17 protein-coding genes are annotated in these 18,016 nt (G+C 71.9%); 10 read left to right on the top strand and 7 right to left on the bottom strand.

Annotation, left to right across the window (positions count from 1 at the left end; translation table 11 throughout):
* The coding region (locus tag AMK21_RS33065) for a carboxyl transferase domain-containing protein (RefSeq protein WP_324613933.1) at positions 1-310 on the bottom strand (310 nt) is incomplete at its 3' end.
* Positions 311-342: 32 nt separating this feature from the next.
* The gene (locus tag AMK21_RS33060) at positions 343-1,383 is read right to left on the bottom strand and encodes a polyprenyl synthetase family protein (RefSeq protein ID WP_073882841.1); all 1,041 of its coding nucleotides are present in this window, start codon (positions 1,381-1,383) and stop codon (positions 343-345) included.
* A gap of 397 nt (positions 1,384-1,780) precedes the next feature.
* Between AMK21_RS33060 and AMK21_RS33055 the strand changes: the two genes are divergently transcribed.
* Positions 1,781-2,077 carry a hypothetical protein gene (locus AMK21_RS33055; protein WP_073882840.1) on the top strand — a complete coding sequence of 99 codons (297 nt, stop codon included), beginning with the start codon at positions 1,781-1,783 and terminating at the stop codon, positions 2,075-2,077.
* Here AMK21_RS33055 and AMK21_RS33050 read toward each other — a convergent pair.
* The 5 genes from AMK21_RS33050 to AMK21_RS33030 all read right to left on the bottom strand — a co-directional run bounded on the left by AMK21_RS33050 (position 2,058) and on the right by AMK21_RS33030 (position 6,908).
* Positions 2,058-3,995, bottom strand: a complete 1,938-nt coding sequence (locus AMK21_RS33050; RefSeq protein WP_073882839.1) for an AfsR/SARP family transcriptional regulator — start codon at positions 3,993-3,995, stop codon at positions 2,058-2,060. The genes AMK21_RS33055 and AMK21_RS33050 overlap by 20 nt on opposite strands.
* A 65-nt stretch (positions 3,996-4,060) precedes the next feature.
* Complete coding sequence (locus AMK21_RS33045; RefSeq protein WP_073882838.1) at positions 4,061-4,795, bottom strand: IclR family transcriptional regulator C-terminal domain-containing protein; 735 nt, start codon at positions 4,793-4,795, stop codon at positions 4,061-4,063.
* A complete protein-coding gene (locus AMK21_RS35215; protein WP_073882837.1) occupies positions 4,795-4,974 on the bottom strand; it encodes a hypothetical protein in 180 nt (59 codons plus the stop codon). The genes AMK21_RS33045 and AMK21_RS35215 overlap by 1 nt, the downstream gene beginning before the upstream one ends.
* Positions 4,975-5,192: 218 nt before the next feature.
* Positions 5,193-6,095, bottom strand: coding sequence for a LuxR family transcriptional regulator (locus AMK21_RS33035; protein WP_234422119.1), 903 nt, complete (start codon positions 6,093-6,095; stop codon positions 5,193-5,195).
* 54 nt (positions 6,096-6,149) lie between these two features.
* Complete coding sequence (locus tag AMK21_RS33030; protein ID WP_079181322.1) at positions 6,150-6,908, bottom strand: helix-turn-helix transcriptional regulator; 759 nt, start codon at positions 6,906-6,908, stop codon at positions 6,150-6,152.
* Between the two features lie 1,204 nt (positions 6,909-8,112).
* Here AMK21_RS33030 and AMK21_RS33025 point away from each other — a divergent pair.
* The 9 genes from AMK21_RS33025 to AMK21_RS32990 all read left to right on the top strand — a co-directional run bounded on the left by AMK21_RS33025 (position 8,113) and on the right by AMK21_RS32990 (position 17,947).
* On the top strand, positions 8,113-9,186 hold the full coding sequence (locus AMK21_RS33025) for a S1 family peptidase (protein WP_073882835.1): 1,074 nt from the start codon (positions 8,113-8,115) through the stop codon (positions 9,184-9,186).
* A gap of 139 nt (positions 9,187-9,325) precedes the next feature.
* Positions 9,326-9,877, top strand: a complete 552-nt coding sequence (locus tag AMK21_RS33020; RefSeq protein ID WP_073882834.1) for a GNAT family N-acetyltransferase — start codon at positions 9,326-9,328, stop codon at positions 9,875-9,877.
* A gap of 278 nt (positions 9,878-10,155) precedes the next feature.
* Complete coding sequence (locus AMK21_RS36770) at positions 10,156-10,284, top strand: hypothetical protein (protein ID WP_093692577.1); 129 nt, start codon at positions 10,156-10,158, stop codon at positions 10,282-10,284.
* Between the two features lie 168 nt (positions 10,285-10,452).
* Positions 10,453-11,496: a 3-isopropylmalate dehydrogenase gene (locus AMK21_RS33015; protein ID WP_073882833.1), complete on the top strand. Its 1,044-nt coding sequence runs from the start codon at positions 10,453-10,455 to the stop codon at positions 11,494-11,496.
* Between the two features lie 256 nt (positions 11,497-11,752).
* A complete protein-coding gene (locus AMK21_RS33010) occupies positions 11,753-12,856 on the top strand; it encodes a branched-chain amino acid aminotransferase (RefSeq protein WP_073882832.1) in 1,104 nt (367 codons plus the stop codon).
* Between the two features lie 161 nt (positions 12,857-13,017).
* Positions 13,018-14,049: an agmatine deiminase family protein gene (locus AMK21_RS33005; protein ID WP_073882831.1), complete on the top strand. Its 1,032-nt coding sequence runs from the start codon at positions 13,018-13,020 to the stop codon at positions 14,047-14,049.
* A 44-nt stretch (positions 14,050-14,093) separates the two neighbouring features.
* Positions 14,094-14,708: a TetR/AcrR family transcriptional regulator gene (locus AMK21_RS33000; RefSeq protein ID WP_073882830.1), complete on the top strand. Its 615-nt coding sequence runs from the start codon at positions 14,094-14,096 to the stop codon at positions 14,706-14,708.
* Between the two features lie 339 nt (positions 14,709-15,047).
* Positions 15,048-16,655: a citramalate synthase gene (gene cimA, locus AMK21_RS32995; protein WP_073882829.1), complete on the top strand. Its 1,608-nt coding sequence runs from the start codon at positions 15,048-15,050 to the stop codon at positions 16,653-16,655.
* Positions 16,656-16,972: 317 nt separating this feature from the next.
* Positions 16,973-17,947: a LacI family DNA-binding transcriptional regulator gene (locus AMK21_RS32990; RefSeq protein WP_073882828.1), complete on the top strand. Its 975-nt coding sequence runs from the start codon at positions 16,973-16,975 to the stop codon at positions 17,945-17,947.
* Positions 17,948-18,016 lie beyond the last annotated feature (69 nt).

Here is an 18,016-nt window from a genome sequence, read left to right as displayed (position 1 = left end):
CCTCGCCCAACGCCCCGCCGAAGATCCGGAAATCATGCGCGTAGACGAAGACCGTCCGGCCCTCGACCGTGCCCCAGCCGGTGATGACACCATCGGTGTACGGCCTCTTCGCCTCCAGACCGAACCCGGTCGCCCGGTGCCGGCGCAACTGCTCGACCTCCTTGAACGACCCCGCATCCAGCAGCAGCCCGATGCGCTCACGCGCGGTCAACTTGCCCTTGGCATGCTGCGCCTCGGTCGCCTTGTCACTCGGTCCGCGTAGTGCTTCGGCGCGGACCGCGGCGAGTTCATCTCTTGCGGCCAGTGGCATACCCAACCCCTTTGTCGTATCTGCCGGTCAGCTCAGCGATTCGCTGCCACGGTCCGGGCGACGCGTGTGTCGACGTAGGCGCACAGGGCGTGCAGCGCCTCGCGCGCCGGTCCCGGAGGCAGCGGGTCCAGTGCTGCCCCGGCCCGGTCCAGTCGGAGGCGCAGATGGCCCCGGGCGGCGGCCGGAGCGGCCGACGCGGCGAACAGCTCCAGCGCGCGGTGCCGGTCTCCCGGGTCCGTCAAGGGCCCGTTCGCGAGGAGTCCGCGCAGTTCGGCGTTGGCCGGGCTCCGGTCCGCCACGGCCAGGATCACCGGAAGGCTCAGCACCCCGGCGGCCAGGTCCTTGCCCTGCTCCTTGCCGATGAGCGCGGTGGGCGCGGCCAGGTCGAGGAGGTCGTCGGATATCTGGAAGGCGATGCCGAGTTGGCGGCCGTACTCGGCCAGGGCGCGCCCGTGCGCCGCCGGAGCCCCCCCGCGCAGGGCTCCGGCCGCCGCGGCCATCGAGAGCAGGGCGGCGGTCTTGCCCGCGGTGACCTGGAAGAAGTGGTGCACCGGGTCCTCGCCCTCACCGGGTCCGGTCATCTCGCGCAGCTGCCCCACGACCAGGTCGCTCGCCACGTCCGCGTGGAAGCGCACCATGTCCGGGCCCAGCTCGGCCGCGAGACGGGCGGCCCGGGCGAGCAACCAGTTGCCGCCCGCCACCGCGAGGCGGGCACCCCAGCGGGCGTTGACGCTCTCCACTCCGTGCCGCAGGTCCGCCCCGTCCATCACGTCGTCGTGGTAGAGCGAGGAGATGTGGACGAGTTCGGCGACCACGGCCGTGTCGACGACGCCGTCCCGCCAGGGCTCCCCGAACTCCGCCCCGAGCAGTACCAGCAGCGGGCGCAGCCGTTTGCCGCCCGCCGCGGCGAGATGGCCGGTCAGCTCGGCCACCCGGGGGTCGGGGGCGCCCGTCGAGCAGTCGAGCAGACGCTTCTCGACGGCGCGCAGCGACTCGGCGGTCCGATCGCGGAATGACGGATCGTGGTCGACGACGTGGGCCAGCAGTTCGCGGCCGGGTGAGGAGGTGACCACCGTGCCGCCTCCTGCTACGGCCCTTCGCCTTCGTTCGGGAGCTGCGGCGGTCATCACCGGAACCTCTTTCTCCGCGCGTCGCGGGGTGCACGAGACTGACGCACACGCATCGGACCGGCGCCCGGCCTCCTGCGAGACCGGGCCCCGGCGTCCCGGCGGCAACGGGGGAGGTACCGCCGGTCAGGGAGGCTCCGCGAACGGGGCGAGCTCTGCGCCTGATGCGCCCATCGAACTCTGCCCGTGTCGTGCACGGCAATGGCCGCTACAGGAAGCTGCGAGGCGGTCGGGTCCGGGTGCTCGCGGGGGCCGGAGTATAGAACGGGGATAGGACGGGGATAGACGTGTACCCAACCCTGGAAGAAACGCCCGCCCTGGGCGGCTCGAAGAGGAGGGGAACATGAGCCAGGAGGCTGCACCGGATCCGACAGGAGCGCCGGAGGGCGACGATCACCCGCAGGCCCCGCGTCCGTCAGGCCCGGACCAGGCGGGAGCGACGGGCTCGTACGGGGACGGGCCGGCGGGGTGCGCGCCGTCCGCCAGGGCGGGCGCGGCGGTTGATGCCGATCCGGAGGACAGCTCGGCCGCGGACGAGGAGGGCCTGCGCTGGGCCGCCCTGCTGGCCGCGTTCATCAACGACATGCAGATGCCGCCGGCCGGCCAGGCGGACGAGCCGCTCAGCCCGTCGGCCGACTGACGGACCAAGGGCCCTTCGGCGTCTGGAACGGTGCTGCGGGGCGCCTCGTCCGGCTCAGCAGGCGGACCAGCGGCGTGCACCGGTAGTACGGCTGCGCGGGGTCCGGCCGGTCGGCCGCCGCACCGGTGGGGCGCCCGGCGGGCGGGGCCGTGCATTCCAGCAGCCCGCCCTCGACCAGCGCGTCCAGGGCGCCGCGTGCCTGGGACTCGGTCCAGTTCAGCCGTCGCGCCGCGTCGGCCGGGGCAAAGGCACCCGGCTCCGTCCGGGCCAGTGTGCGCAGCGCGGAGCGCAGGGGGGCTTCGAGCCTCATGACACCGGCGCGCAGCGCGTTCCGCAGGTCGTGCGCGCCCCCACCCCACTCGTCCACCCGGACCTCGCCCCGCTCCAGCCGGTCCACCAGCCGGGAGACCGGGTACTGGGGCCGGGCGACCAGCCGGGCGGCACAGAACCGCAGTGCCAGCGGCAGTCCGTCGCACAGGTCCAGCAGTGCGCGTGTGGCGTCGGGTTCGGCATGGAGGCGGTCGGCCCCTGCCCACGATTCCAGCAGCTCCCGTGCGGCCGCGGCGTCGAGCCGCCCGACCCGCACGGCCGAAACCCCCTCCAGCGAGACCAACGGGCGGCGTCCGGTGATCAGCACCCGGCAGCCGGGCCCGCTGGCCAGCAGCGGCCGCACCTGTCGTTCGTCCACGGCGTTGTCGAGCACCACGAGGACGCGGCGCCGGGAGAGCGCGCTGCGGAACAGCTGGACACGCTCGTCGAGACTGGCGGGCAGGTCCTCGCCCCGCAGGGGCAGCAGCGCGCGCAGGAAGCCGCCCAGCACATCCAGCGGATCCTTGGCGCGGCCGCTCTCGTCCCGGAGGTCGATGTAGAGCTGGCCATGACGGAAGTCCTCACGGCATGCGTGTCCCGCGCGCACGGCCAGGGCTGTCTTGCCCGTCCCGACCGCGCCGCTCAGGGCGACGCCCCGGCAGGAGTCGGGCCGCTCACGCAACCCGGCGGCTATCCGCTCCAGTTCGGCACGCCGACCGACGAATCCGGGTGTGTCCATCGGCAGCATGGCCGGTGCCAGACCGATCCAGGGGCTGAGTGCCCCCTGCCGCGCCTGGCCCGCCACCGCGGCGGGTCGCGGTGCGCCGCCGGCCGTGCGCGGTACGGTCAGGATCAGCGGCTCGGCGGCCGCGGGAGGGGGCAGCGCCTCCTCCAGAACGGCGCGGTGGAGCCGTCGCAGGCTGGCGCCGGGGGCCACACCCAGTTCCTCAAGGAGGACCCGCCGTCCCTGTTCGTACACCCGCAGGGCGTCCATCTGCCGGTCGCAGCGGTACAGGGCGGTCATCAGGTGCCCGCGCAGCGACTCCCGGGTGGGGTGCTTCGCCACCAGCCGGGTGAGTTCGGGCAGTGCGTTCTCGTGCCGTCCCAGAGCCAGGACAGCCGCCATGCGGTTGTCTACGGCGCGTAACCAGGCCTCCTCCAGCAGGGGCAGTTCAGCGCGTGTCAGGAACTCGGTGACGTCCGCCAGTGCCGGGCCCTGCCACAGTGCGAGCCCCCGCTCCAGGCACTTCGCCGCCTCGGCGTAGCGGCGCATCGCCACATCCGCCCGGCCCTGCTCCGCCAGTTGTTGGAACACCTCCCAGTCGAACCACGCGTCGCCCAGGTTCAGGCAGTACCCACGGTGTTTGCGCACCAGCCGCAGTCCGGGCCCGCAACCGCGCCGCAGTCGGGAGACGTACGTGTACAGCTGGGCGGACTTGGTCGCCGGTGGCGTCGTCCCCCACAGCAGGTCGGCGAGCCACACATCGGAGACGAACCGGCCGGGGGAGATGAGGAGCGCCGCGAGTACCGTGCGCTGCTTGGCCGCGGTGAGCAGGATGCGGGACCCTCCGGACCAGACCTCGGTGGGTCCGAGGATCCTGAACTCCATCCTCTCCGCGGGCTCTTCGCCACGCATCATACGAGCAGCCGCTCGCTCTCCGGGGGAGGCGGGGGTCATGCGTCCGACGCTTCGCCCAGCCTCAGGGCCGCGCCGCTCGCGGCGCTGACGGCCCCTCCGGCCGGGCCCCCGGTCAGCAGCGTGGCCGGACCGGTCAGGGCGAGCGCAGCGACGGCGCGGCCGCCCGGCCCGCGGACCGGGGCTGCCAGGGTGGCGGTGGAGCTGTTCGCCGAGTCGAGGGTCTGCGTCCAGCCCCGGCGGCGCACCTGGACGAGTGTCTCCGCGGTGAGGCGGGCACCGACGAGCCCCTTGTGCAGCGCTTCGGGTTCCTCCCAGGCGATCGGTATCTGGGCCGCCGCGCCGGGCCACGCCGTGAGGACGGTGCCCACCGGAACAGGGTGCGCCGTCAAGGTCCCGGCGGCGGCCACGCAGAGCTTCCCCTCCTCGCACGAGCGGTAGAGCCGAGCGCTGACACCGGTGCGTGCGCGCAGTTCCGGCAGCAGGGACCCGGCCTGGGACCGCATCCGGTCTCCGTGCTCCAGGATCGCCATCTCGCTGAGCCGGGGGCCGAGCTGGTAGCGGCCCCTCGCGTCGCGGGTGACCAGCCGGATTTTCCGGAGCGCCAAGGCCGGCCGGTATGCGGTCGGCCGGGTCGGTCCGGTGACCGCGACGATCCGGGAGACGGAGGCGGGCCCGCCCTCCAGCACGCTCAACAGTCGGGAGGCCTTGTCCTGGACGCCCACGCCGCTGTCGTGGTGAAGCGCGAACGCCGGGCAGGGGAAGGCGGTCATCAGTCACCCTTCGGGGAATCGGCCGACTCGGCACGCCGGACGATGAGAGGGGAGCGGCCGCCGGACGGCAACGCGACCGGGCAGCCGGGGGCGCACGACGCGAGGGTGGGGCAGGGGCCGTCCGCCGAGCCGGGGGGCGCAGCCTCGCGGAACCGTCCGCCGCCGATGCCGGCCTTCATCCTCTTCGCACCTCGCGTGAGCGGTACTTCGTAGCGTTGCTGCCTCCGGCTCGTCCTGGCGGACTCCGATCGACGCCACAAGTTCTAACCGGCCGCCTCCCAACCGGGCAACGGGCGCTTCAGGAAGCTGCTAGGTGTAGTGCCCTGCGAGGCTGGGGACGCGGCCTCGCCGCCGCACGCACCGTCGTCGCCCGAAAGATGGCCGGGGCCATCGGCGCTCACGGCTCGCCCCGAAGCGGCGCGCCGTGCGGGGCCACCGACTCGATACCGTTCAGCAGGCCCAGCTCAGCGGCCAGCACCCCGGCCTGGAAGCGTGAGCTCGCATCCAGCAGCGTCATGATCTCCGCGACATAGCGCCGGTAGGTGCGTACGGAGACCACGAGTTCGCGGGCGGCCACCTCGTCGGTGACACCGGCGCGCAGGGCACCGAGGATCTGCTGGGCGAGATCGGTCCTGCAGTGGTCACCGAACCTGATGCGGGCGGCGGCGGGCACCGCATTGCGCCACACTCCTTCGTAGAGCGTGCACAGGGTGTGGATGACATCGGGCACCCGGATGAGCGAAGCTCTGCGCCCGGTCGGCGACTCGGTCGAGACCAACCCGGTCGCCGCGTCGACGATGACCGCCTGGAGGGGCGGCACCCGAGTCACCCTCACCTCGACGGGGGAGTCCTGCCGGCTCTGCTCGCGGACGAAGTCCTCGTCGATCATCGCCGGCGAACAGAGCAGGCGCAGCCGCACGGTAGCCGGCACCAGCCCGATCAACTCGCGCAGGGTCGACCTGCTGTGGGCGCCGCAGCTGGGCCCCGAGGCCAGGACCACGTCGAGGCTGCTGGTGGCCCCCAGCACCAGCCTGCGCGCCTCTTCCAGCACCTTCGCCGGCCGGCCGTCCAGGGCGAGGATCTGCTGATCCCGGGAGACGCGGCTGCGGTGGCGTTCGACCGTGGACTCGATCAGGGCGCGGACCTCGAGCAGGGCTCGCTCGATCGCGTCCCGCCCCTCCCCCGGCCCGTCGGGGCGGCCCCGGGCGTCGTCCGACCCCCGCTCCTCGGGACCTTTTGCCGGTCTCCCGCCCTCGGCGCTGGGCTCTACACGCTCGCTCGATCCCGTCCCAGGCGTCATCCTGGCCATGTCCTCGTGCCCCCGATGTCCATGTCCCTGCCGCCGCGCACACGGTCAGCACCGTTCCAGCAGTCCCAGTTCAACGGCGCGTACCCCGGCCTGAAACCTGGAGTTCGCACCGAGCACGCGCATGATCTCCGCGACGTGCCGCCGGTAGGTACGCAGCGAAACGTCGATCTCCCGGGCGGCCACGTCGTCGGTGCGCCCCGCCCGGAGCTGCTCCAGAATGCGCCGCGCCAAGGTGCCTCGCAGATCCCGGTCCAGCCGTAGTTCGTCGGCGACTGGACGAGCGCTCGCCCACGCACCCGCGAAGAGCAGGTCGAGCGCGCCCACCGCAGCGGGATCGGTGATGACCGCCGCGTGCCGACCGGCGGATCCGTTGCCCGACTGGACCAGAGCGGTCCGTCCGTCCACGATCAGCGCCTCGCGTAGTTCGCCCTTGGCCATGCGTATTTCCAACGAGGTGCCGTCGAACGCCCGGCAGGCGTCGGCCGACAGCTCCAGCGCGCGGCCCGCCGCGAGCAGCCGTACAGCGAGCTGCCGTCGCCCCTGCGGCGGTTGCGGGGGCGGCCTCATCGCCCCCGCAACCGCCTGGATCACCACGGACGAGTGCTTCCAGTTGCCCGTTACCGCGAGGTGCGCCGAGTACTTCGCGCTCGCCATGACTTGCTTGACCGCCTCGTCCACCGAGCCGTCGTCCGCGCGCACCAGCAACGAGGTGCGGTCCGGTCGGCTCCGGTGCAGCGACATCGAGGACTCGATCAGCGCCCTCGCCTGCAGGAGCGCCCGCTCCACGGAATCGTCGTGCTGCACGTTCTCCGGTGCATCCGCTACCCCCGAACCCATTCCGTTCCCCATCAATGTTTCGTACCGCAGCCCGGAACCCAATGGCAGCGACTGAATGGAATTCCTTCAGGAGGCCCGCCTGCCAGACGAGATTGACCGAAAACAGTATCCGGATCCTTGGGAACTCATACGCCACCGCACAACTCGACTCGCCCAGACAGTAGATCGCGTGCGCGAACCAGTCAACGGTGGCTGGTTACATGTGGACCTCCCGCTTTCACGACGTGCCCGCCGATCCGGCACAGTTCGCCCCTTCGGCAGGAAGATGCCATCCAGTCGCCTCCGATCCTGCTATCCACTGCACTCACATTCCGCTTTCGGTGTAGAGCGTAAGCGAGCGGTCACCCTTCGTGGCCTCCCCTGTCTCGTAGTGGCCATAGGTCACATCTGCGCCACGGCGCGACCCGCCCTCCTCTCGTGGGCGAATCGGCCTACTGGAAAGGGGGTTGCTTGCCTGAAGGTGGCGCTGGGGGTCGAGGCGCGGCAGGTCGGCCTGGTCCGCCCGTGCCGGGGGGTCGCAACGGCCCCCTCGGCGGACGGTGGGCCTTTCCTCGCGCGTCGCGCCATCCGATCTGAGCGAAGTGCAACCGCGGCGGCACTGCACAGCGTCTCCATACGCGTGCACCCGCCCTTCGCCATTGCGATAGCTTTAGCAAATATGATTAATCCTCAACTCTTTCCGACTTTCCAGCCCCTGCCGGTAATGTCGCGTTCAGCCTCGCGACACACAAATTCTTCGGTGAACGCTCAATTACCCACGAGTAGAAGGGCTCCGCGCGCCTCCGTCACGCCTTTCCTCGAGCCCTTGACGGTGCCGGGTGCGAGGAATAACGCGAAGCTCCCGGAGCGGTGGGCCGCCCGGCCGTCTCCCGCCGTCGGCTCCCGCGCCCCTGGGGGCTCGTGGGGCCTGGGTGTGCGGCCGTTCCCGGCGCGGCTCCCGCGCCGAGCGGGAAGGGATGCGCGCGGGGCGGGGGGCGAACTCGGCCCGGTGCTGCCCGATGGCGACGGGCCCGTGCCGCGACCGTGAGTCCGAACTGCGGGCCGTTGCCGAGTGCGGGGGTGAAAAGGCGGGTCGGCGGCCGGCAGAGGAGCGCGGTCTTGTGATGAAGTAATGAGCATGTCAAATTCCTTCTCGGTACGTCCCCACACGTCACCCGAGAAGGAGCCCTCCATGAGACGCGACTCCCGTGCGCGCCTGAGCCTTTCCCTGCTGCTCGTCGCCGGCGCCCTCGGCCTCGGCGCAACCCCCGCCACCGCCGCCGAGGTCCACGCCGCCGCCGCTGCCTCCTCGGCGGTCCCCTCCGCGTCCGCGTACGCACTCGACGCCGCTGTCGAGCGCACGCTGGGCGCCGACACCGCTGGAACCTACCTGGACCGGAAGACCGGCGACCTGGTCGTCACCGTCACCACCGACCGGGCCGAGGGGCAGGCCCGCGCCACCGGAGCCACCGTGCGCCGGGTGACCCGCAGCGCCGCCCAACTCGACGCCGCCATCCAGACCCTGGAGGCCGAGGCGAAGATCACCGGTACCTCCTGGGGCATCGACCCGCGCACCAACCAGGTCGCCGTCGAGGCCGACTCCTCCGTCTCCGCACGGGACATGGCCCGCCTCGAAGCCGTCGCGAAGCGGCTCGGCGGAGCCGTGAGCATCAGCCGCGTACCCGGCGTCTTCCACCGCGAGGTGCTGGGCGGCGGAGCCATCTACGGCGGCGGCAGCCGATGCTCGGCCGCCTTCAACGTCACCAAGGGTGGGGCCCGTTACTTCGTGACCGCCGGGCACTGCACCAACATCTCCGCCAACTGGTCCGCCAGCTCCGGCGGTGCGGTCATCGGCGTCCGGGAGGGCACCAGCTTCCCGACCAACGACTACGGCATCGTCCGCTACACCGACGGCTCCTCGCCCGCCGGAACGGTCGACCTCTACAACGGCTCCACCCAGGACATCGCCTCCGCCGCCAACGCCGTCGTCGGCCAGGCGATCCGCAAGAGCGGCTCCACCACCAAGGTGACCTCAGGCACCGTCACCGCCGTCAACGTCACCGTCAACTACGGTGACGGGCCCGTCTACGGCATGGTCCGCACCACCGCCTGCTCCGCCGGAGGCGACAGCGGCGGCGCCCACTTCGCCGGTTCCGTGGCCCTCGGCATCCACTCCGGCAGCTCCGGCTGCTCCGGCACCGCGGGCTCGGCCATCCACCAGCCGGTGGTGGAGGCGCTCTCGGCGTACGGCGTCTCGGTGTACTGAGCCGCAGCCACCGCCGTACCGCGTACGACCCCGACGCCCGCCCGGACCCCACCGCGCACCCCGGTCCGGGCGGGCCTCGGCCGTGGCCCGCGTCGCCCCTGCGTGCCTGGTCGGAGCGGGTGCCTGGGAAACTGGGAACATGACCGAGCTCCCCGCGGTGCGCGCCGCCCACACCTATGAGCTGACCGCGGCTGTACGGGACGAGATCCGCACCCTGCTGGACACCGCCTTCGAGGGCGACTTCGGCGACGACGACTGGGAGCACTGCCTCGGCGGCGTGCACGCCCTGGTGCGCGACACCGGCGGACTCCTCATCGCCCACGGCTCGATCGTCCAGCGCCGGGTGCTCCACGACGGCCGCCCGCTGCGCGCCGGATACGTCGAAGCCGTCGCCGTCCGTCCCGGCCGCCGCCGCCAGGGGCTCGGCCACCGGGTGATGGCCGCGCTGGAGCGGGTCGTCGACGGGGCGTACGAGTTCGGCGCCCTCTCCGCCTCCGACGCCGGCGCCGCGCTCTACGCGGCCCGCGGCTGGCAGGTGTGGCCGGGGAGCCTCGCCGCCCTCGGCCCGCACGGGACCGTGGCACTGCCCCAGGAGGAGGGCGGTACGTACGTCCGCCCGGCCGCCGGCCGCACGCTGCCCGCCGCCGGTCACCCGCTCGTCTTCGACTGGCGCGACGGCGACCTGCTGTAGGGCGGGCGCGGGAGGCGGCCGTCTCAGATAGTAGGAAGTCCGACTAACTGTAGAGACAGAGCGGCCCGACTGTCCTAGCTTTGTAGGAGCCGAACGAATCGCTCGATCGAGCGTCTGTGGCGGTTGCGGGCGCACGCCCCGAAGCAGGTCACCCCCTGCGGCGTACGCTCCCCGCTCCTTCCGGCACCTCGAAATCCGATCCCGGCCCGGCCTCGGCGCCGCACCGCGATGTGCGGCCTGCCCCCGGCATCCATGCGATCTCAAGGAGTCGATCCATCATGGCCAACACCACCACCCGCCGCGTCCGTCACTCCTCCCGCCAGGCGGAGGCCGAGCGCAAGAACGCCGCCGCCGCCCTGCAGCGCGCCCTCGACCGCCGGGACAACGGCGGCGCGACCGGCCACTGAGCCGCCGCGGCGGCCGCGGAGGCCCGCCCGCTCGCACCACTCGCCGCTCGCCCCCACCCCGTGCGGTCCGCACGCCCCCAGCAGTCCGCACGCCCCGAACACCCTTGCACTCGTCCGCATGGTGGACGTCGGATGTCATGGGGTGGGACGCACCGTTAGGCTCCCCGCATGTCTCGCAGCATCGATCTCGCAGTGATCCCCGGTGACGGAATCGGCCAGGAAGTCGTGGCCCAGGGCCTCAAAGTCCTCAACGCTGTCCTCCCGCGGGATGTGAAGCTGGAGACCAAGGAGTACGACCTTGGCGCCCAGCGCTGGCACCGCACCGGCGACACCCTCCCGGACGCGGAGCTGGAGGCGCTCAAGAACCACGACGCCATCCTCCTCGGCGCGATCGGCGACCCCTCCGTGCCGTCGGGCGTCCTGGAGCGCGGGCTGCTGCTGAAGCTGCGTTTCGCCTTCGACCACTTCATCAACCTGCGCCCCTCCAAGCTCTTCCCGAACACCGCGACCCCGCTCGCCGGCCGCCCCGACATCGACTTCGTCGTCGTCCGCGAGGGCACCGAGGGCCCGTACACGGGCAACGGCGGCTCGCTGCGCACCGGTACCCGTGCCGAGGTCGCCACCGAGGTCAGCGTCAACACGGCGTACGGCGTCGAGCGCGTGGTCCGGGACGCCTTCGAGCGGGCGGCGGCCCGCCCGCGCAAGAAGCTGACGCTGGTCCACAAGAACAACGTGCTCGTCTACGCCGGCCACCTGTGGAAGAGCACCTTCGACCGGGTCGCCGCCGAATACCCGCAGGTCGGCACCGACTACCTGCACGTCGACGCCGCGACGATCTTCTTCGTCACCCAGCCGGAGCGCTTCGACGTCATCGTCACCGACAACCTCTTCGGCGACATCCTCACCGACCTCGCCGCCGCCGTGACCGGCGGTATCGGCCTGGCCGCCTCCGGCAACATCAACCCGACGGGCGCGTTCCCGTCGATGTTCGAGCCGGTCCACGGCTCCGCCCCCGACATCGCGGGGCAGGGCAAGGCCGACCCGACCGCCACGGTCCTCTCCGTCGCCCTCCTGCTGCGCCACCTCGGTCACGAGGCCGAGGCCGTGCGCATCGAGGACGCCGTCTCCGCCGACCTCGCGGAGCGTGGTGGGTCCACCACGCGCACGACCGACGAGATCGGTGACGCGCTCGCGGTACGCGTAGCGAGCTGACCCGACGACTCCACTTCGAAGCCGCCGGGTGGCATCAGCGCCCGGCGGCTTCACCTGTGCGGCCCCCGGGTGCCACCATCGACCCCTGGACCGCATTCCCACCATTTCGTGCACGGCCCCCCGCAAGAGATAATCGAACGCGGGGCCGTGGCTCGCGGTGAAGCTCGGACGTCCTAGGACCTGACCGGAAATCGTCGGTCATGAACGGGTGTGGGCGCGGTCCATCACACACAAGACCGGTGAAGGACACGCACTCATGACGACGCCCACGATCGAGCTCAAGCCCTCCTCGAACCCGCTGTCCGACGCGGAGCGCGAGGCGATCCTGGCCAACCCCGGATTCGGCCGGCACTTCACCGATCACATGGTGACGATCCGCTGGACCGAGGGCCGCGGCTGGCACGACGCGGAGCTGGTCCCCTACGGCCCGCTGTCGCTGGACCCGGCCAACATGACCCTGCACTACGCGCAGGAGATCTTCGAGGGGCTCAAGGCCTACCGCCAGCCGGACGGCTCGGTCGCCTCGTTCCGCCCCGACGCCAACGCCCGCCGCTTCCAGCGCTCGGCTGCCCGCCTCGCCATGCCCGAGCTGCCCGTCGAGACGTTCATCGAGGCGTGTGACGCGCTGGTCCAGCAGGACAAGGCGTGGGTCCCGGCGCACGGTGGCGAGGAATCGCTGTACCTGCGCCCGTTCATGATCGCCACCGAGGTCGGCCTCGGCGTGAAGCCGGCCAACGAGTACCTCTTCCTGGTCATCGCCTCGCCCGCCGGCGCCTACTTCCCCGGCGGCGTGAAGCCGGTCTCCATCTGGCTCTCGGAGAACCGCGTCCGCGCCGTCCCCGGCGGCGTGGGCGACGCCAAGACCGGCGGCAACTATGCCGCCTCCCTCCTCGCCCAGGCCGAGGCCGCCGCACACGGCTGCGCCCAGGTCGCCTACCTCGACGCCGTCGAGCACAAGTGGGTCGAGGAGCTCGGCGGTATGAACCTGTACTTCGTGTACGAGCAGGAGGACGGCTCCCGGAAGATCATCACGCCCTCCCTCACCGGCTCCCTCCTGGCCGGCGTCACCCGCGACTCCCTCCTCAAGGTCGCCCGCGACCTCGGTTACGGCTCCGAGGAGGGCCGCGTCTCCGTCGACCAGTGGCGCGACGACACCGCGAAGGGCACGCTCACCGAGGTCTTCGCCTGCGGCACCGCAGCCGTGATCACCCCCGTCGGCAACGTGAAGACCGCGAACGGCGAGTGGACCCAGGGCGACGGCACCCCCGGCGAGGTCACCATGAAGCTGCGCGACCGCCTGCTGGACATCCAGCGCGGCATCGCCGAGGACACCCACGGCTGGATGCACCCGCTCGGCTAGGGCTTCCCGCCCCAGGACCAGGCCGCACCAAGGCTCCTCGCCGGTGCGGCCTTTTCCGTACCGGCGAATAGAGCGCCGCTCCAAGAAGTCCGTACGGGGATTACATCCAGCCCAACAGCATGGTTAGAGTGGCACTCTAAAAACTGCGACCAGGAGCCCTCATGCCCGCCACCTCCGCCCCCTTCCGCATGCCCCCCGAGTGGGCCCCCCACGAGCGCACCTGGATGGCGTGGCCCGGGCCCAATCCCACCTTCGCCTCCGCCGCCGAGCTGGAGGAGGCCCGCCGCGCCTGGGCCGCCGTCGCCCGGGCGGTACGGCGGTTCGAGCCGGTCACGATGGTCGTCGGGCCGGGGCAGGAGGAGGGGGCCGCAGCCCTCCTCGGGCCCGATGTGGAGCTGGTCGTCCGGCCGCTCGACGACGCCTGGATGCGGGACATCGGGCCCACCTTCGTCACCGACGGCCGCACGCTCGCCGCCGTCGACTGGACGTTCAACGGCTGGGGCGCCCAGGGCTGGGCCCGCTGGGAGAGCGACCAGCACATCGCCCGGGCCGTCGCCGAGCTGACCGGGGCCCCGGCGCACAGCTCCCCGCTCGTCAACGAGGGCGGCGCCCTCCACGTCGACGGCGAGGGCACCGTCCTGCTCACCGAGACCGTCCAGCTCGGCAAGGAGCGCAACCCCGGCTGGAGCAGGGAGCAGGTCGAGACGGAGATCCACGCCCGCATCGGCACCGAGAAGGCCATCTGGCTGCCGCGCGGGCTGACCGGCGACTACGGGACGTACGGCACGCTCGGCCATGTCGACATCGTCGCCGCCTTCGTCCGCCCGGGCACCGTCGTCGCCCACGTCCAGCCCGACCCGGCCCACCCCGACCACGAGGTCACCCGCGAGCTGCTGGCCGTCCTGCGGGCCGCCACGGACGCCCAGGGGCGCCCTCTGGAGGTCATCGAGGTGCCCGCGCCCACCGTGCTGCGCGACGAGGACGGGGAGTGGGTCGACCACTCCTACATCAACCACTACCTCTGCAACGGCGGCGTGGTCCTCTGCGCCTTCGACGACCCGCGCGACGAGGAGGCGGCCGCGATCTTCCGGGGCCTCTTCCCGGACCGTACGGTGACCCTCGTCGACGCCCGTACGATCTTTGCCGGCGGTGGAGGCATCCACTGCGTCACCCAGCAGCAGCCGAAGATCTGACCCCAGCAGCCGAAGGCCCGAACCCACTCCGAAAGCCCGGTCCCATGACCCCCGTCCCCCGCCGCACCCACCACGCCGCCCCGCCTCGTGAGGACGTCCTGGCCGCCGCCATGGCCACCATCGCCGCGCGCGGGCTCGACGGGCTGACGATGGCGGGGCTCGGGCGCGAGGTGGGGATGAGCAGCGGGCACCTGCTCTACTACTTCCGTACCAAGGACGAGCTGCTGCTCCGGACCCTGGAGTGGAGCGAGGACCGCCTCGGGGCCGAGCGCCGCGCCCTCCTCGCCGAGCCGGGGACCGTCCGTGAGCGGCTGGACGCGTACATCGGGCTCTACCTGCCCGCCGGGCACCGCGACCCCCACTGGACGCTCTGGCTGGAGGTATGGGGCCGCTCACAGAACGCGGACGACGACGCACGCGCCCGGCAGGCCGCCATCGAGGGGGCCTGGCACCGGGATCTGGTGGCGCTGCTCGCCGAGGGCGTCTCGCGCGGGGAGTTCCGGACGGTGGACGCCGACCGGTTCGCGACCCGGCTGCGGGCGCTGCTGGACGGGTTCAGCGTGCATGTGACGGTGGGCATCCCGGGGACGGGCCGGGGGCAGGTGCTGACCCAGGCGGCGGAGTTCCTGGACGAGACGCTGACACCGGGCATCACCTGATGATGCGACCAGCGTCACGACCGCATCCTGAGACACCGGCGTCACGGACGCGTCACTGTGCGAGACTTCTGCCGTGTCCTCGTTCGTCATGATTATTGGCAGCAGGCGCGCCGGTCCGCAGTGACCGTCCCGTACCACCACGTACGGCGCGGCCATCGTGCCCCAGACCCGCGCGCAGACCTCTCGCACCCGCGAGGGGTTTTTTCGTTTTCCGGCCCGCACCCGGGCCGGGGCGGCGCGCGCGGGATGATGGGGGCAAGTGGAGCTGGGGGCTGTGCCGGGTTCCCCGAACAGCCCCAGACCGTCCGGATCCACTCATCCGACAGGAGTCAGATCAGCATGACCACCACGGCCAACGCCACCGACGACAGTTTCCATGTCTTCGACACCACACTGCGCGACGGTGCTCAGCGTGAGGGCATCAACCTGACGGTCGCCGACAAGCTGACCATCGCCCGGCATCTGGACACCTTCGGGGTCGGGTACATCGAGGGCGGCTGGCCGGGTGCCAACCCGCGCGACACGGAGTTCTTCGCCCGGGCCCAGCAGGAGATCGCATTCGAGAACGCTCAGCTCGTGGCGTTCGGCGCGACCCGCAGAGCCGGTGGCAGCGCGGCCGAGGACCCCCAGGTGCAGGCGCTGCTGAACTCCGGTGCCCCGGTGATCACGCTGGTCGCCAAGGCGCACGACCGCCATGTGGAGCTGGCCCTGCGCACCACCCTGGACGAGAACCTGGAGATGGTCCGCGACACCGTCTCCCACCTGCGCGAACAGGGTCGCCGGGTCTTCGTGGACTGCGAGCACTTCTTCGACGGCTACCGGGCGAACGCCGCGTACGCCAAGTCCGTGGTCCGTACCGCGTACGAGGCGGGCGCCGAGGTGGTCATCCTCTGCGACACCAACGGCGGCATGCTCCCCGCCCAGGTCCAGGCGGTCGTCTCCACCGTCATCGCCGACACCGGCGCCCGACTCGGCATCCACGCCCAGGACGACACCGGCTGCGCGGTCGCGAACACCCTGGCCGCCGTGGACGCCGGCGCCACCCACGTCCAGTGCACGGCCAACGGCTACGGCGAGCGGGTCGGCAACGCCAACCTCTTCCCGGTGGTCGCGGCCCTGGAGCTGAAGTACGGCATGAAGGTGCTGCCCGAGGGCGCGCTCGCCGAGATGACCCGGATCTCGCACGCGATCGCCGAGGTCGTCAACCTGACCCCCTCCACCCACCAGCCGTACGTGGGTGTCTCGGCCTTCGCCCACAAGGCCGGGCTGCACGCCTCCGCCATCAAGGTCGACCCCGACCTGTACCAGCACATCGACCCGGAGCTGGTCGGCAACACCATGCGGATGCTGGTCTCGGACATGGCGGGCCGTGCCTCCATCGAGCTGAAGGGCAAGGAGCTCGGCGTCGACCTCGGCGACGACCGGGCCCTGGTCGGCCGGGTCGTGGAGCGGGTCAAGGAGCGCGAACTCCAGGGCTACACCTACGAGGCCGCCGACGCCTCCTTCGAGCTCCTGCTGCGCGGCGAGGTGGAGGGCAGGGCCCGGCGCTACTTCCGTACGGAGTCCTGGCGGGCGATCGTCGAGGACCGCCCCGACGGCGTCCACGCCAACGAGGCCACGGTGAAGCTCTGGGCCAAGGGCGAGCGCATCGTCGCGACCGCCGAGGGCAACGGCCCGGTCAACGCCCTGGACCGGGCCCTGCGTGTCGCCCTGGAGCGGATCTACCCGCAGCTGGCCAAGCTGGAGCTGGTCGACTACAAGGTCCGCATCCTGGAGGGCCGTACGGGCACCGAGTCCACCACCCGGGTCCTGATCACCACGGGCGACGGCGACGCCGACTGGGCGACCGTGGGTGTCGCCGAGAACGTCATCGCCGCGTCCTGGCAGGCGTTGGAGGACGCGTACACCTACGGCCTGCTGCGGGCGGGCGTGGAGCCCACCGAGTAGCGCGACCGGTCCCGCCCGCGAGAGGCACACGAGAGGCATACGAGAGCCGCCGTCCCGACCTCGGGGCAGCGGCTCTCGTATGTTCAAGAGGTGAACGCGCAACGCCGCCTGCCTGGTCAGCAGATGGGTCCGGATCAATCTCGGTGTGAAGTATTGACGGCCCTGTGTCGGCGGGGTTAACTCCTGCCGCAACGCCGGTACCGGTTCCGGAACCGGTACCGGGCGCGTCTCCCGGTATGCCGCACCGCCCCTGCCCCGCCCCCGCCGTACCCCGCCCTGCCCTTGTCCTGCCCCTGCCTGGTCCAACGGAGGCCCAGATGCGTGTCACCATCGCCGATGTCGCCCGTGAGGCCGGCGTCAGCAAGACGACCGTGTCGCGGGTCATCAACACCAAGGGCGAGGTGGACGGTTCCACCGCCGCCCGCGTTCGTGAAGTGATCGCACAGCTCGGCTATGTGCCCAGCTCCGGAGCCGTGGGCCTGGCCCGCGGCTCCAGCCGTACCGTCGGCATGCTGGTCCCCTCGCTGACCTGGCCGTGGATGGGCGAACTGCTCCAGGGGGTCGTCGACACCGTCGAGGCCGCCGACTACGGGCTGCTGCTGTTCACCTGCAACCGGGGCGCCGAGTCCGTCCAGCGCTTCACCAGCCAGGTGTCGGCGCGCGCCTTCGACGGGCTCGTCGTCGTGGAGCCGGAGAACACCCTCGGCCACCTCACCGCCCTGCACCGCGACGGCCTGCCGATCGTGCTCATCGACGACCGCGGCCACCACCCCGAATTCCCCTCCGTCGTGACCACCAACCACGAGGGAGGAGCGTCGGCGGCCCGCCACCTGCTCGCCGCCGGACGCTCCCGGCCCGTCGTCCTCACCGGCCCCCAGCACTTCGGCTGCGTACGGGACCGGCTCGGCGGATTCCGCTCGGTCCTGCCCGAAGTCCGCGTCGTCGAAGGTGACTTCACCGAACTCGGCGGTCGGCTGGCCATGGAGGAACTCCTCGCCCGGGGCGTCGAGTTCGACTCCGTCTTCGCGCACAACGACATCAGCGCGGCCGGCGTGCTGCGGGCCCTGCGTGCCGCCGGGCGCCGGGTCCCGGACGACATCGCCGTCGTCGGCTTCGACGACATCCCGATGGCCGAACACACCGAACCGCCCCTCACCACCGTGCGCCAGCCCACCCGCCGCATGGGTGAGACGGCGGCCCGGATGCTGCTCTCGCACCTCGGCGGCACGCCCGTATTCGACGGCCCGGCCGTGCTGCCCACCGAACTGGTCGTGCGCCACTCGGCGCCGTGACGGACCCGGCCGCCCGGCCGCGCCCCGCCTCACCCCTTCCGCCCGCCGGATCGTCCCGACCCGGCAGCC

The sequence above is a fragment of the Streptomyces sp. CB00316 genome (assembly GCF_001905595.1).
Classification (GTDB): Bacteria; Actinomycetota; Actinomycetes; order Streptomycetales; family Streptomycetaceae; genus Streptomyces.
Note: the sequence above shows the minus strand (reverse complement) of the source record. Positions and strands in the feature narration are given on the sequence as shown.

Coding starts and splice junctions, on each gene's coding strand:
- AMK21_RS33005 (WP_073882831.1), top strand. CDS start 13,018: ATGCCCGCCACCTCCGCCCCCTTCCGCATGCCCCCCGAGTGGGCCCCC.
- AMK21_RS33020 (WP_073882834.1), top strand. CDS start 9,326: ATGACCGAGCTCCCCGCGGTGCGCGCCGCCCACACCTATGAGCTGACC.
- AMK21_RS36770 (WP_093692577.1), top strand. CDS start 10,156: ATGGCCAACACCACCACCCGCCGCGTCCGTCACTCCTCCCGCCAGGCG.
- AMK21_RS33000 (WP_073882830.1), top strand. CDS start 14,094: ATGACCCCCGTCCCCCGCCGCACCCACCACGCCGCCCCGCCTCGTGAG.
- AMK21_RS33050 (WP_073882839.1), bottom strand. CDS start 3,995: ATGGAGTTCAGGATCCTCGGACCCACCGAGGTCTGGTCCGGAGGGTCC.
- AMK21_RS33055 (WP_073882840.1), top strand. CDS start 1,781: ATGAGCCAGGAGGCTGCACCGGATCCGACAGGAGCGCCGGAGGGCGAC.
- cimA (WP_073882829.1), top strand. CDS start 15,048: ATGACCACCACGGCCAACGCCACCGACGACAGTTTCCATGTCTTCGAC.
- AMK21_RS33035 (WP_234422119.1), bottom strand. CDS start 6,095: ATGACGCCTGGGACGGGATCGAGCGAGCGTGTAGAGCCCAGCGCCGAG.
- AMK21_RS33045 (WP_073882838.1), bottom strand. CDS start 4,795: ATGACCGCCTTCCCCTGCCCGGCGTTCGCGCTTCACCACGACAGCGGC.
- AMK21_RS33015 (WP_073882833.1), top strand. CDS start 10,453: ATGTCTCGCAGCATCGATCTCGCAGTGATCCCCGGTGACGGAATCGGC.
- AMK21_RS33010 (WP_073882832.1), top strand. CDS start 11,753: ATGACGACGCCCACGATCGAGCTCAAGCCCTCCTCGAACCCGCTGTCC.
- AMK21_RS33025 (WP_073882835.1), top strand. CDS start 8,113: ATGAGACGCGACTCCCGTGCGCGCCTGAGCCTTTCCCTGCTGCTCGTC.
- AMK21_RS32990 (WP_073882828.1), top strand. CDS start 16,973: ATGCGTGTCACCATCGCCGATGTCGCCCGTGAGGCCGGCGTCAGCAAG.
- AMK21_RS35215 (WP_073882837.1), bottom strand. CDS start 4,974: ATGAAGGCCGGCATCGGCGGCGGACGGTTCCGCGAGGCTGCGCCCCCC.